Here is a 14,100-nt window from a genome sequence, read left to right as displayed (position 1 = left end):
ATCTCGTCCCCACTTTTCTATGAATGGGGCGCGGTTAGGCGTGATGTGCGACAGTCAGGTGACGATCGCGGGACGTGATGATGACAGGGCGGCTACCGCCCGCCGCGCCATATCTTGAGCGGCCCATCGTCGCGGACACCACGATCGCCACGCGCGCAGCTTCGCGGCTTCATCCGCGACCCAAGGCACAGCCGCACTTCCTCCAGCCAGCCGCGCGGGTTCGCGTCGATCGCCACCATGTCCGGCGTGATGCCCCTGTTCCGCGCCGCGAACGCCTGGCGGAAGTCGCCTGCGGTCAGCTTGCGGCGCGAAAGCGCGTCCATGTCCGGGAAGCGGACGGCGCGATACAGCATCGATGCCGCCTGGAAATAGCCGGCAGGGCTGCGCGCGGCGCAGGTGCCATGCTTCGCCCATTCGCGCTGCATCAGTTGCACCGAGGGCGTGTCGCATAGATGCCGGCGCACGAGATCGGCCGGCAGCGCCTCGGCCGGGCTGCACCAGCGCGGATCCCCGCCGCGGTCCGATTCCGGCCACAGCCCGTGGAGCACGAAACCGAAGCGGTTGGCGCGGCCGCATTGCAATCGGTCCGCCGCGCTGTCCTTGCGGGTGCGGCAATATTCGGGCGACCAGCTCATCGCCAACAGATAGCCATCGACCGGCGTGCGGCGCGGCGCCTCGTCGCGCGGCGGGAAGATCGCCCGCGCCGGCGGCACGCTGTCCGGCAAGCGACACGAAGGCGCCGCCGCCTGCGCCGAGGCAACTGGTGCGGCAACCGCCAGCACCAGCGCGGCGGCGAACTCAGACCGCCGCAAAGTCCAGCCCGATATCGGCGGCGGGTGCCGACTGCGTCAGCCGGCCGACCGAGATATAAGTCACGCCGGTTTCGGCGATCGCGCGGATCGTATCGAGCCGCACCCCGCCCGAGGCTTCGGTGGGCACGCGGCCGCCGACCAGCGTCACCGCGCCGCGCAAGGTGGCGGGCTCCATATTGTCGAGCAGCAGGTGGGTGGCGCCGGCGGCCAGCGCGGGTTCGATCTGGTCGATGCGGTCGACCTCGACGATGATCTGCGCGATCCCCGCCGCCGCCGCGCGGCGCACCGCCTCATCCACCGAGCCCGCGACCGCGACATGATTGTCCTTGATCATCGCCGCGTCCCACAGCCCCATGCGGTGGTTGGTCGCCCCGCCCATCCGCGTCGCATATTTCTCCAGCAGCCGCAGGCCGGGGATGGTCTTGCGCGTATCGAGCAGGATCGCGCCGGTGCCGATGATCTTGTCGACATAGGTCCGCGTCATCGTCGCCATGCCCGAGAGATGCTGCACCGTGTTGAGCGCCGAGCGCTCGGCCGTCAGCATTGCCCGCGCATTGCCGCGCAGCCGCAGCAGATCGGTGCCCGCGGCCACGCGATCGCCATCCTGCACCAGCCATTCGATCTCGACCGCGGGATCGAGCCGGCGGAAAAAGGCCTCGGCAATGCCGAGCCCGGCAACGGTAACGGCATCGCGACTGTCCATCACCCCCTCGAACCGCGCCTCCGCAGGAATCACCGCGGCAGAAGTGATGTCCCCGGCGTCGCCGAGATCCTCGGCGAGGGTCGCGGTGACGAAGGCGTCAATATCGAAACCGGGAAGAGAAAAGGTCATCAGTGATCCCATCGGCGGTGGACGCGACGCCCTCCTAGTCGCTCTCGGCGCGCGCGAAAAGCTGGGCGAATGCATCCCTTTGCCCCGATCGCGCGTTTGCGCGTGCGGCAGAGGCGTCGCGCAAGGCGGTGCCGGCCGGGTGCAAGGAGAGCGAAGATGTGGATGCGATGGACGATCGCCGCAGCTTTGATCGTGACGCCAATCGCGGTTCAGGCCCATCATGGCTGGAGTTCCTACGACGCCGAGAAGGTCATGACGGTGAAGGCGCCGCTCAGCGCAGTCACCTGGGGCAATCCCCATGGCGCCGCGAAGGTCCAATGGCAGAAGCGTACATGGGATGTCGTGCTCGCGCCGGTCGCGCGGATGGAGGCGCGCGGCCTCACCCGTGAGATGCTGGCCCCCAAAAAAACCGTGACGCTGATCGGCTATCCCCGCAGCGACGGTACGCCCGAAATGCGGATCGAGCGGGTGATCGTCGACGGCAAGACCGTCGAGCTGCGCTGAGCCGTCCGGGCATCGGGCGCGGATGATCGAGAGTTTCGCTGCCGCGCTTGAGGCGTCGCAGCTGGGCATGATCGCGCGCGGATCGGCCTGGGCCTATCCGATCGCGAACCTGCTCCATCTGCTGGGGCTGGTTCTGCTGGTGGGCGGCATCGGCATCCTTGACCTGCGCATTGTCGGCGCCTTCCGGTCGCTGCCGCTGCACGCGCTCTCGCGCGCGCTCACCCCGCTGGCAATCGCGGGGTTGGTTCTGATGCTGCCGAGCGGCCTGTTGCTGTTCGCCGCGGACGCCCGCGCGCTCGTGGTGTCGGACCAGTTCTGGCGCAAGATGGTGCTGATCGCGATGGCGTTGGTGAACGCGCTGGCATTCCGGTTCGTCGCACCGCCGGGCACGCAGCCGACGATCGCGATGCGGCTGATGGCCGGGGTGTCACTGGCACTATGGCTCAGCGTCGCCGCACTGGGCCGGCTGATCGCCTATAGCTGAACCTTATTCCCTCTTCCCCAAGGGGAGAGGGCTTCAGGGCTTCAGGCCCTCAATCCCCCGTCACCTTTCGCGGCCCAAGGTCACCCTGCCCCACCGATCCGCTGGCCATCGCCAGCATCGCATCGAGCGACTTCTTCGCCGCCAGCCGGAGGCCTTCCTCGATCTCGATGCGCGGCTGCAGGTCGCGCAGCGCGACATAGAGCTTTTCCATCGTGTTGAGCGCCATGTAGGGGCAGATGTTGCAGTTGCAGTTGCCGTCCGCACCGGGCGCGCCGATGAACGTCTTGTGCGGCATCGCCTTCTGCATCTGATGGATGATGTGCGGCTCGGTGGCGACGATCAGCACGTCGCCGTCCATCGCCTTGGCATAGTCCAGGATGCCGCTGGTCGAACCGACATAATCGGCATGGTCAAGCACATGCGGCGGGCATTCGGGGTGCCCCGCCACAGGCGCGCCGGGATATCGCGCCTTGAGCTTGAGCAGTTCGGTTTCGCTGAAGGCCTCGTGGACGATGCACACGCCTGGCCACAGCAGCAGGTCGCGCCCCGTCTTGCGCGCCAGATAGCCGCCCAGATTCTTGTCCGGCCCGAAAATGATCTTCTGCGTCGCCGGGATCTGGCTGAGGATCTTTTCCGCCGACGACGAGGTGACGATGACGTCGCTGAGCGCCTTAACCTCGGTCGAGCAGTTGATGTAGGTCAGCGCGATATGGTCGGGGTGCGCCTCGCGGAACGCCTTGAACTTGTCCGGCGGGCAACTGTCCTCGAGGCTGCAGCCGGCGTCGAGATCGGGCAGCACCACGATCTTCTGCGGCGACAGGATCTTGGCGGTATCCGCCATGAACTTCACGCCGCAAAATGCGATCACGTCCGCATCGGTCGCCGCCGCCTTGCGGCTGAGATCGAGGCTGTCGCCCACGAAGTCCGCGAGGTCCTGGATCTCGGGCTTCTGGTAATAATGCGCGAGGATCACGGCGTTGCGCTCCTTGCGCAGCCGATCGATCTCCGCGCGCAGGTCGACACCGGTCAGGCTTCCGCCCATGCCGCCGCGTGCATCCATCTCGTCTTCTCCTCCTCCGCTCGGCCGCCCTCTAGGCTGGTTGGGCGCTTATTCCGAACGATTCCCGAAAATCTCTTCCAGCGACCGCGAACGGTCCATCTGCTCGCCATTACCCGGCTGGGGCTCGTCTGCGAAGCGCACACTGACCTGCGCGTCGAACCCCGCCGCCTTCAGCGGCATCGCGAAGCTGCGCTCCACCGCGCGGCGGGTGGCGTCACGCGCCAGCTTCATCATCTGCGGCTGCCGCGCCTGGCGCTGCAATTCCTCCCACCCACGGCGGCGGTTGGCAGTATCGAGCGTCTTTTCGGCGTCGGTCAGCCGGATCAGCAGCCCGCCGCTGTCATATTCGCGCACCGCATTCATATCGATCTCGGGCCGGCTGGTCTCCACCGGCGGCAAGGTCACGGTCAGCCGCTTCGCCTCGCCGTCCCACGCGACATCCTTCTGCGTCAGCTTGGCCAGATCCACCTCATAGCGGACCATGCCCGGCATGATCATCGTCTTGCGCGCGCTGAACAGTCCCATGCGGGTCTGCTCGCTCGTCACCACCGCCACATAGCGCGCAGCGAAGGTGGAAAGGCGGTTCTGCTCGCGGATGCCCTCCAGGCTGGCCTGTGCGATCGTTTCCGGCGCGGGCGCGATCTTGTCGTCGAGATAGGATCCGATGCCCTGCAGCGCATACCAGCCGGCCACCAGGGCCAGCGCCACGCCCGCCGCGGTGGCGAGCATCGTCTTCAGCCAGCCGGGCATGTCAGGCCGCCAGCCGCCAATGATCGCCTTCGGCCACCACCACGCCGCGATTGCCGAGGTCGATCAGGTGCGCGAGCACCGATCGCCCCGCGGCGCCGACCAACCGGTGGTCGAGCCCGACATACATGCGCGCGACCATCGCCGGCACGCCGAGTTCGCCCTCGCGCAGCAGCGACAGGATCTGCTTCTCGCGCTGCTTGCGGTGCGCCGCCATGTGGCGGACGAAGCGCTGCGGCCGTTCGACGAGATCGCCATGCGCGGGATAATAGACGCGGTCCTCGCGCACGATCAGCCGCTCCAGGCTCGCCATGTACGCGGCCATATCGCCATCCGGGGGCGCCACCACCGTCGTGGACCAGCCCATCACATGGTCACCGGTGAACAGCGCGCCGCTCTCGACCAGCGCGAAGCAGAGATGGTTGGAGGTGTGGCCGGGCGTCGCCACCGCCTCCAGCGTCCAGCCGGGGCCGGTCACCCGTTCGCCGTCGGTCAGCACCCGGTCCGGCGCATAGCCCGCATCGAAAGCCGAATCGGCGCGCGGGCCATCGTCGACCAGCGCGAGCGGTGCGCAGCCAACGATCTCCGCACCGGTCGCCTTGGCCACCGCCACGGCTGCCGGGCTGTGATCGCGATGCGTGTGCGTACACATGATCGCGCTGACCCGCTCTCCGGCTACCGCCGCGAGGATCGCCGCGACGTGCGCGGCTTCTGCCGGGCCGGGATCGATCACCGCCACCTCGCCCCGGCCGACGACATAGGTCTGCGTGCCGGTATAGGTGTAGGGCGAGGGGTTGGGGGCGAGGATCCGCCGCACCAGCGGCTCGACCTCCACCGCCAGGCCGGTCGGTTGATCGTTCATACCCTTCGATGTGGCGATTCCACGATGAGAAGCAAGGGCCGACGCGATGCTCGTGCGCGCCGGCCCCGCCCCTGCCGCATGCGGCGGGTCCAGGTTATGAGATGCCGCGGCGGCCGACGCCGCTTACTTCGCCGGCGCGACGCGCAGCCGCGCCAGTTCCGCGTCCAGCCCGGCCAGCGCTTCCTGCAGGTGATTGCCCTGCAGCGCATGCGTCCGCGACAGATTCGCGCGGGCCTTTTCCAGCGCGTCGATCGTCAGCTTGCGCACTTCCGCCTCGCTGGGCGCAGCGGCGCACACGACCACCCGGCGGGTCGCGCCATCGCCTTCGCCGCGGGTGACGACCTGCGTCTCGGTCACCCGCCCCTTGCCGTTGCACCGGCCATGGCCGCCGGCGGTGACGCGACGATCGCCCTTCTCGTCCAGCACCATCATATAGGCGTGGCGCTCGGCGGACCGTTCGGCATGGCGCTCGGCAGCCTCTGCGGCGCGCTCGGCGGCCCGTTCACGCGCCTCCCCGGCACGCTCCAGCGCCCGTTCGCGGGCTTGCGCGGCGCGTTCGATCGCCGCGGCCCGGCGCTCGGCGGCGCGTTCCGCACGGTCGGCGGCGCGCTCGGCGGCGTCGGCCGCGGCCTCGGCTGCTTCGCTGCCGTCCGCCCAGCGCGGCATGGCTGGCGGAGCGGGCGGCGCCGGCGGCGCCGGCGGCAGCGGAGCCTCCGGCGGGACGACGGCCGGGATGGCGGGCGGCGCGCTGGGCGCGGCCAGGGCCACCACCGGGGCGGCAGGCGGCGCCGGCGCATCGACCAGCGGCGCCTCGGGCGCGGCCGGCAGCTCGAACGATTCCGGCGGAACCGGCGCGCCGACCAGCGCGACGCCGATCGGCTTCACCACCTCGCTCGCGGCCTCGGCTGCCATGCCCCCGGATGCGGTCAGCGCCAGCCCGCCCGCCAGCAGCGCAACCGCCAGGACGGCGCCCGAAACGCTGCGGCCCGGCGAGCGCTTGCCCGACTTCATCATGCGTAGTCTCCTCTTGAGTTCATCACGGCTCCCGAGAGTGCAGGCGGCGACCGGTGTCCGCGAACAGGCGGACTTGACCACCGCAAGGCCATAGCTGTGGCGCTCGGCCGGGGTCGCCCCCGCCAGTACCAGCGCGTCGCAGGCCAGTTCCTGATCGGCACGAAACGCGCGCCAGGCGCGGTGCGCGATCGGATTGAACCAATGGAGAGAGAGGAGCGCCAGCGCCGCGAAATTGGCGGACAGGTCCCAACGCAGATGATGGATGAACTCGTGGCGCAGCGCGAGGCGAAGCTCCTCCTCGCTGTAGCGCCAGCGCCAGTCGTGCGGCAGCACCACCGTTTTTACGAACACGCCGGTGGCGAACGGCCCGTCGACCGCCCAGCTTGCACACACCTCGATGCCGTCGCGGTCTAGGCGCGGCAGCGGCGTCGCCTGCGAAAGCGTGCGACGCACGAAGCGACGATAGGCGAGGATGTGCCAGCCGAAATGCAGCGCCGCGCCGCCCAGCCACAGCACCAACAGGATCGTGCCCCACGGCAACGCCGCGATCGGATCCCACAGCGTCGGCAGCGGATCGGCGGTGCCCGAACGCGCGGGCGCAATCACGCCGTCCAGCGAGACGAAGTCGACCAGCACCGGCAATTGCTCGATCGGCGGGTCGATCAGGCTGCGCGGCAGCGGCGGCAGCACCATGCGCAGGGCGGGCAGCAGCCACAGCAGATAGGCGATGCGCGGGCCGAACAGCGCTGCCGCACGCTCGCGCAGCAGCATCACGATCACCATCAGCAGGCTCGTGGCGACCAGCGTCTGGACGATCCACCCGGTCATGACCGTAACGCCTTGAGCAGCGCCTCGATCTCGTCGAGATCCTCATCGCTCAGCGCGTCGCGTTCGGCGAGATGCGCGACCAGCGGCGTGATCCGGCCACCGAACAACCGGTCCATCAGCTTGCGCGACTCGCCCGCGACATAATCGACGCGCTCGATCGTCGGCCGGTAGAGATAACGCCGCCCGTCTTCCTCATGCGCGAGCACACCCTTGCCCAGCAGGCGCGACAGCATCGTCTTGACGGTGCGATCGCTCCAGCCCCGCACCGGATCGATGCGTTCGGCAACCTCTGCGGCGGTGAGCGGGGCTTCATCCCACAGCACCTCCATCACGGCATGTTCGGCTTCGCTGATCCGCTCGGTCATTGTCCCGACCTCCCTGACTACGGATGTAATCGAAGTACGACTACACGTGTAGTCACAAAATCGCTGAACGGCTCATGAATGCGGTGAGTGGAGGGAGGTAATCGCTCCACTCCTCTTCAGAAGAGGGGCAAAAAGCTCAATCCCGATGCGCAGCACGGCGCAGGCGGTCGTTGATCGCCGCCCCCAGCCCGTCCTGCGGGATCGGGCGCACCGCGATGCTCGTCCGGCCACTGGCATCGGCGCGGTGGAGCGCGTCGAACAGCCCGGCGGCGGCCTCGACGAGATCGGCCGACGGGCTGAGATTGATGTCTCCGTCCGCCTCACCGAAACCGATCACGAATGAATCGGCGGCCGGCGCGATCACGTCGATCGCCAGCGGCGTGCCCGGCGCATAATGGCTCGAAAGCTGCCCCGGCGCCTCGATGCTGCCGCCATCCGCCGCGACCACCGGCAGCCCGCCAGCCGCTTCGCCCAGCTGCTCGGCGGTAATCGGGCCGGGGCGGAGCAGGCGCATATGGTCGGGCGCAGCGGCGGCAATGGTCGATTCCAGCCCCATCGCGGTCGCGCCATCGTCGACGATCAGCGGGATGCGTCCGCCCAGCCCCGCCATCACATGCTCCGCGCGGGTCGCGCTGATGCCGCCGCTGGGATTGGCAGATGGTGCCGCGAGCGGCCGGCCGCAGGCGGCGAGCAGGTCACGCATCGCCCGGTGCGCCGGGCAGCGGATCGCGACCGTCGGCAGCCCGGCGGTGACGATCGAGGCGATGGGGCTGTCGGGCACAAGCGGCAGCACCAGTGTCAGCGGCCCTGGCCAGAATGCGTCGATCAGCCGCTGCGACACCGGATCGATCGCCGCCAGCCGCGCCGCCGCGGCCACGTCCGCAACATGGACGATCAGCGGGTTGAACGAAGGCCGGCCCTTGGCGGCATAGATGCGCGCGACGGCCTCTCCATCGGTCGAATCAGCGGCGAGGCCGTAGACGGTTTCGGTGGGGATCGCGACCGTGCCGCCCTCCCCGATCACGGCCGCCGCGCGCGCGATCGCGGCCGTGCCGTAGCGGCAGATTTCGGTCGTGAAGGGGCCGTTTGAGCCGTGCATTTTGCGGCGCTATAGCGCCCGCCCACGAGAGGCAAGAGAGGAGCCCGCCATGACCTATACGCCCCCGGTGGCTGAACAGCGCTTCGTGCTGGAGCATGTCGTCGGCATCGCCGCGCTTGCGGCCGACGCCCGCTACGAGGCTGCCTCGCCGGACATGGTGGATGCGATCCTCGAAGGCGCCGGCGCGTTCGCCGCGGGCGAATATGCGCCGCTCAACCGGATCGGCGACACCGAGGGCGCGCGCTGGGAGGATGGCCGGGTCATCCTGCCGGCAGGGTTCAGGGAGGCGTACCAGGCGTTCGTCGCGGGCGGCTGGGGCTCGCTCAACGGCCCTGAGTCCTATGGCGGCCAGGGCCTGCCCTATGCACTCGCCGCGGCGGTGATGGAGGATCTCGGCAGCGCCAACATGGGCTTCTCGCTGGTCAACATGCTGACGCCGGGCGCGATCGAGGCGCTGATCGCCTATGGCACCGATGATCAGAAGGCGAAGTGGCTGCCCAAACTCATCACCGGCGAATGGACCGGCACGATGAACCTCACCGAGCCGCAGGCCGGGTCTGACGTCGGGGCGCTGCGCACCACCGCTGCGCAGGCGGCGGACGGAAGCTGGCGGATCAAGGGCACCAAGATCTTCATCACCTTCGGCGAGCATGAGCTGGCGGACAATATCCTCCACCTCGTCCTCGCGCGCACGCCGGGCGCGCCGGCGGGCACCCGCGGAATCTCGCTGTTCCTCGTCCCCAAGCTGCGCGACGACGGTACCCCCAACGACGTCCGCTGTGTCTCGATCGAGCACAAGCTCGGCATCCACGCCTCGCCCACCTGCGTCATGAGCTATGGCGATCATGACGATTGCCATGGCGAGCTGATCGGCGCCGAGCATGGCGGCATCGCTGCGATGTTCGTGATGATGAACAATGCCCGGCTTAACGTCGGGCTGCAGGGCGTTCAGATCGGCGAGCGCGCGACGCAGCAGGCGGTGGCCTATGCGGTGGACCGGGTGCAGTCGGCGCGCGCCGGCGCGCCTTCACGCGAACCCGTGCCGATCATCGAGCATCCCGATGTCCGCCGCATGCTGCTGCGCATGAAGGCGCTGACCCAGGGCGCCCGCGCGCTGGTCTATTATGCGATCGGCCAGTTGGACCGCGCGCATCTCGGGGACGAGGCCGCGCGTGACCGCGTCGAACTGCTCACCCCGCTCGCCAAATCCTGGGGCACCGATGCCGGCTGCGAAATCGCGTCGCTCGGCGTGCAGGTGCATGGCGGCATGGGCTTCATCGAGGAAACCGGCGCCGCCCAGCATTATCGCGACATCCGCATCGCCCCGATTTACGAGGGCACCAACGGCATCCAGGCCGCCGACCTCGTCGGCCGCAAGCTGGCGCTGGGCGGCGGCGCGCCGTTCGACGCGCTGATCGCCGACATGCAGCGCGACGCCGAGAATGAAGGGCTGGCACGCCTGATCGCCGATTGCGCCGAGGTCGGCCGCCACCTTGCCACGGCCGGCGCCGACGACCGGCTGGCGGGCAGCATGCCCTTCCTGACGATGCTCGCGGTGGCCGTCGCCGGCTGGCAGATGGAGCGCCAGGGTCGGATCGCGGCGGACGCCGAAGGCGACCCCGCCTTCCTGGCGATGAAGCGCGCGGCGGCGGACTATTTCGTCCGCCACATCGTGCCGGAAGCCGCCGGCCTCAAGCCGGCGGCGCTGGACGGTGCCGGCCTGCTCTATGCGGTGGAGGCGGAAGCGTTTCTGGCGTGAGCTCTACCGCCGTCGTCCTGAGCGAATTCGAGGGACCGCGGCGTTCCGCGCCTGAAGCCTGACGCGTTTTTCGCGCGACTCGCTCGCCGATTGCGTCCGGGACGAACGGAGAGGGGGAAATGCACGCCCCCCCCTTACGCCGCCTTCGACGGCCGGATCTGCTCCAGCACCTTGTCGCGCGGGCCATCGAGCTGAATGCGGCCGCGGTCCATCAGGATGATGCGGTTGACGAGGCGCAACAGCGGCGGGCGGTGGGTGATCAGCACCAGGGTGCGATCCGCCAGCTCGGCGCCCAGGCGCTGAAGCAGTGCGTCCTCGGTCTGCGCATCCATCGCGCTGGTCGGCTCGTCGAACACCATCACCTTGGGCTTGCCCGCCAGCGAGCGCGCGATCGCGATCGACTGGCGCTGCCCGCCCGACAGGCTCTCGCCACGATCGGCCAGCCGCAGGTCATAGCCGTTGACGAGTTGCCCCATGAACTGGTGCGTGCCCGATATCGTGCACAGGCGGACGAGCTCCTCATCGTCCACCTCGGCGCGGCCCAGCGAGATATTCTCGCGTACGGTGCCGCTCAGCAGCACATTGTCCTGCATCGCAGCTCCGATGTGGCGGCGCAGCTCCGACGGATCATATTGGCGGATGTCCGCGCCATCGATCATCACCAGCCCGTCCTCGGGCGGATAGAGCCCAAGGATCAGCCGCGCGATCGTCGACTTCCCCGAACCGACGCGGCCGAGCAGGCCGACGCGCTCGCCCGGCGCGATCGTGAAGCTCACCCCATCGAGCGCGCGCTCGGCGGCGCCGGGATATCGGAAGGAAACGTTGCGGAACTCGATCCGCCCTTCGATCCGCGTCATCTTCAGCGGCGTCGCCTCCGGCCCTTCCGCCGGGGTCGACATCAGTTCCTGCAGCTGGCGGTAGGAGGTGCGCGTGGCCGTGAGGCGCGACAGCATCTGCGCGATCTGCCCCAGCGGCGCCACCGCGCGGCCGGCGAGGATCGAGCAGGCGATGAGGCCGCCCATCGTCAGCTCATTCTTGGCGATCAGGGTCACGCCTACCACGACCACGCCGGCATAGGCGATGGTGTTGGCGGAGCTCGCGAAATTGACGCTGATCGAAGAGACCAGCCGCTGCCGCAGCGAACTGTCCGCGTGATCGTCCACCGCCTTCGCCCAGCGGCGCGCCAGCAGCGGGCCCGCGCCCGAACTCTTGATCATCTCCAGCCCGCCGACCGTCTCGACCAGCACCGACTGCTTGAGCAGCCCGCCGCTCATCGCGCGCGCCGAAAGCCGGTCCATCGCCGGATGCGTCAGCCAGCCGACCAGCACGACGAGCGGGATCATGATCAGCGGCACGATCACCACGACGCCGCCGATCGCGGCGGTCACCAGCAATGTCACGACGATGAACGGCACGTCGACCACCGCGGTCAGCGTGGCGGAGGCGAAGAATTCGCGCAGCGTCTCCAGTTCGCGCATCAGTGCGGTCAGCGCGCCGGTCGATCCCTTGCGCAGGTCCAGCCGCAGCGCCAGCAGCCGCTGGAACACGGTGGAGCCGACCTCATGGTCGATGTCGGCGCCAGCGACGTCCACCAGATAGGCACGCAACGTGCGCAGCACGAAATCGAAGATCACCACGATCGCCAGGCCGATCGTCAGTGCAATCAGCGAGGAGGTCGCGTTGTTGGGCACCACCCGGTCGTAGACCGTCATCGTGAACAGCGAGGTCAGCAGGCCGAAGATATTGATCATCGCCGCCGCGATCGCGACCTTGATATAGGTCTGGCGGTTGCGCTGCATCGGCTCCATCAGCCAGGCGGCGAACCTTGGCGGACGTTCGGCGACAGCGTCGGGGTTGCTCATGATCGGCCTTGCTCCTCCCACAGCCGCTTGCCGGAGCCGGCGGCGCACAGGGCACCATGTGCAGCGGCTTTCGTCGCCTGTCGAGCCGTCTTGGCTGCCGTCGCTTACATGCCGGGACAAATCGAAAAGCCCGGCACCCAAGCTTCGCAACGACGGTTTCGGCCGACCGGCACCGCGTGATTCCCACCGAAATGGACCAAGTTGCCAAGAAATCGCTGAGATCGACCGGTTTTGCTATGGTTCGCCTTGCCCCTGCGCCCTGCCGCCCTGCGCGAACATTATCGATCGGCCACGCAGGGCGCTCATTTCGTCGAACCCGGGGTGCTTCATTACGGCTGCGGATGAAGTTCCGCACGGAGGTCGCTTGGCGGGCGCCTTTTCCTGCGGTACGAGCCCGGCATCAGAGGGCGGCGCGTGGAGTGGGGATGGCGTGGCATAACCGCGCGATAGGGCAAGCGAGTGCACTTGCCGTGGCGCTTGCAATGATGGCCGCGCCGATCGGTGCCCAGCAGCCCGCGCTGCCGGCGCCCGATCGCGATCCGCTGAAGGTGGATATGGCGTCGGATCCGGTGGTGCGGCTGATCGGCACGATCGGCCTGCCCGAGACGTTCGTCGATCGCATCCACCTCGCGGTGGACCAGCACCCGGCGCTGACCGAGGCGCGCGCCGGCCGGGCGGAAGCCGTGGCGGCTCGCGGCGAAGCCAAGGCGCAGCGCTTCCCGCAGGGCGAAGTCAATGTCAGCGCGTTTCGTACGCTGGCCCGCGAATTCTCCAACGATCCGCAGAACATCATCGAACGGTCGCGTGCCCGCCAGCGCACCGACGCGACGGTGACGCTCTCGGCGCCGGTGTGGGATTTCGGCGCGACGGTGGAGCGCATCTCCGCTGCGAAGTCGCGTGTCGAGAGCGCGGATGCCGGCATCGCCGCCACCGCCGACGATATCAGCCTGCGCGCGATCGTCGCCTGGTATGACGTGTTCGCCTATCGCGCGCTCGTCTCGGTCTCCACCGCCTATGCCCAAAGCCAGACCGAGCTGGGCGCCGCGGTCGACGAGCGCATCCGCCAGGGCGTGTCGGCACCCGGCGACCGCGCGGAGGTCGACTCGTACGTTGCCATCGGCGCCAGCCGGCTCGCCAATTACCGCCGCCAGCTCGCCAATGCCGAGGCACGCTATACCGAATTGATGGGGGCACCCCCGCCCCCTGCGATGAACGGCCCGCACCGTGCCGGCTGGCCGGCGATGGACCGCGAACGCGCCGTCGCAGCCGCGGGAGACACGCCGGCGGTGCGCGCCGCCTATGCAGCCGCCAAGGCGGCGAACTGGGATGCGGAGGCGGTCCGCTCCGAAAACCTGCCGACGATCATTGCCGGCGTCGATGCCGGCCGCTACGGCGTGTTCGAGACGGATCGCGACTATGACGTGCGCGCGCGCCTCGGGCTGCGCTACCGCCTGTTCGGCGGCCGTGCGTTTCGCGCCCGCCAGGCATCGGCGCGCGCGGTGACCGCCGAGGCGCGCGCCGCGCGGCTGCGTATCGAGGCGGAGCGCGACGCATCGATCGCCTGGTCCGACTTGGAGGCGCTGAAGGTCGCGCGTGATGCGCAGGAACGCAGCTATGGTGCCGCGCGCCTCTCGCGCGACGTGCTCGCCGAGCGCTTCCGCGTCTCGCGCGGATCGTTGATCGGTGTGCTCCAGGGTGAGGATAATTTCTTCCAGTCGGCCGCGCAGTATATCCTCGCCGAAGTCGAGCTGGAGGTCGCGCGCTACGCACTGATGTCGCGCATGGGGGAATTGCTGCCGGCCCTCGGGCTCAACCCGTCGCCGCGGCTCGATTGGGACAAGGGGGATCGATGAGCGTCATCGGGCTGGAGCG

At 68.9% G+C, this 14,100-nt stretch carries 13 protein-coding genes; 4 read left to right on the top strand and 9 right to left on the bottom strand.

Translation table 11 applies throughout. From position 1 onward, the window contains the following. Positions 1-92 precede the first annotated feature (92 nt). Both FHS96_RS02500 and nadC read right to left on the bottom strand, forming a co-directional pair. Positions 93-812, bottom strand: a complete 720-nt coding sequence (locus FHS96_RS02500) for a ribonuclease T2 family protein (RefSeq protein WP_429587744.1) — start codon at positions 810-812, stop codon at positions 93-95. Next, positions 799-1,644 carry a carboxylating nicotinate-nucleotide diphosphorylase gene (gene nadC, locus FHS96_RS02495; RefSeq protein WP_429587742.1) on the bottom strand — a complete coding sequence of 282 codons (846 nt, stop codon included), beginning with the start codon at positions 1,642-1,644 and terminating at the stop codon, positions 799-801. Before nadC ends, FHS96_RS02500 begins: the two co-directional genes overlap by 14 nt. A gap of 156 nt (positions 1,645-1,800) precedes the next feature. On the opposite strand from nadC, the gene FHS96_RS02490 reads away from it, so the two are divergent. Further along, a complete protein-coding gene (locus FHS96_RS02490; protein ID WP_429587740.1) occupies positions 1,801-2,148 on the top strand; it encodes a DUF6152 family protein in 348 nt (115 codons plus the stop codon). Positions 2,149-2,170: 22 nt separating this feature from the next. Then, complete coding sequence (locus tag FHS96_RS02485) at positions 2,171-2,632, top strand: DUF6644 family protein (protein WP_429587738.1); 462 nt, start codon at positions 2,171-2,173, stop codon at positions 2,630-2,632. A gap of 49 nt (positions 2,633-2,681) precedes the next feature. Here the strand turns inward: FHS96_RS02485 and nadA are convergent, their stop codons facing one another. The 6 genes from nadA to FHS96_RS02455 form a co-directional block, all read right to left on the bottom strand. Then, positions 2,682-3,692 (bottom strand): quinolinate synthase NadA, encoded by a 1,011-nt coding sequence (gene nadA, locus FHS96_RS02480; RefSeq protein ID WP_429587737.1) that lies wholly within the window; start codon positions 3,690-3,692, stop codon positions 2,682-2,684. 48 nt (positions 3,693-3,740) lie between these two features. Continuing rightward, on the bottom strand, positions 3,741-4,442 hold the full coding sequence (locus tag FHS96_RS02475; RefSeq protein ID WP_429587735.1) for a DUF4230 domain-containing protein: 702 nt from the start codon (positions 4,440-4,442) through the stop codon (positions 3,741-3,743). A 1-nt stretch (position 4,443) separates the two neighbouring features. After that, positions 4,444-5,301 carry an MBL fold metallo-hydrolase gene (locus FHS96_RS02470; protein ID WP_429587733.1) on the bottom strand — a complete coding sequence of 286 codons (858 nt, stop codon included), beginning with the start codon at positions 5,299-5,301 and terminating at the stop codon, positions 4,444-4,446. A gap of 123 nt (positions 5,302-5,424) precedes the next feature. After that, entirely contained in the window at positions 5,425-7,143 is a 1,719-nt protein-coding gene (locus tag FHS96_RS02465; RefSeq protein WP_429587731.1) for a M56 family metallopeptidase, read from the bottom strand. After that, positions 7,140-7,508, bottom strand: a complete 369-nt coding sequence (locus tag FHS96_RS02460; protein WP_429587730.1) for a BlaI/MecI/CopY family transcriptional regulator — start codon at positions 7,506-7,508, stop codon at positions 7,140-7,142. Before FHS96_RS02460 ends, FHS96_RS02465 begins: the two co-directional genes overlap by 4 nt. Positions 7,509-7,644: 136 nt before the next feature. Then, the gene (locus tag FHS96_RS02455) at positions 7,645-8,607 is read right to left on the bottom strand and encodes an L-threonylcarbamoyladenylate synthase (protein ID WP_429587728.1); all 963 of its coding nucleotides are present in this window, start codon (positions 8,605-8,607) and stop codon (positions 7,645-7,647) included. A gap of 49 nt (positions 8,608-8,656) precedes the next feature. Between FHS96_RS02455 and FHS96_RS02450 the strand changes: the two genes are divergently transcribed. Then, positions 8,657-10,366, top strand: a complete 1,710-nt coding sequence (locus FHS96_RS02450; protein WP_429587727.1) for an acyl-CoA dehydrogenase family protein — start codon at positions 8,657-8,659, stop codon at positions 10,364-10,366. A 134-nt stretch (positions 10,367-10,500) separates the two neighbouring features. On the opposite strand, the gene FHS96_RS02445 is transcribed toward FHS96_RS02450, so the two are convergent. Next, positions 10,501-12,228: a type I secretion system permease/ATPase gene (locus FHS96_RS02445; RefSeq protein WP_429587725.1), complete on the bottom strand. Its 1,728-nt coding sequence runs from the start codon at positions 12,226-12,228 to the stop codon at positions 10,501-10,503. Positions 12,229-12,713: 485 nt separating this feature from the next. Here FHS96_RS02445 and FHS96_RS02440 point away from each other — a divergent pair, with 485 nt between their 5' ends. After that, entirely contained in the window at positions 12,714-14,081 is a 1,368-nt protein-coding gene (locus tag FHS96_RS02440) for a TolC family protein (protein WP_429587724.1), read from the top strand. Positions 14,082-14,100: the final 19 nt, after the last annotated feature.

The sequence above is a fragment of the Sphingomonas zeicaulis genome (assembly GCF_050433225.1).
Lineage (GTDB): Bacteria > Pseudomonadota > Alphaproteobacteria > Sphingomonadales > Sphingomonadaceae > Sphingomonas_D > Sphingomonas_D zeicaulis.
The sequence above is the reverse complement of the archived record's forward strand: the minus strand, read 5'-3'. Positions and strand labels throughout refer to the sequence as shown.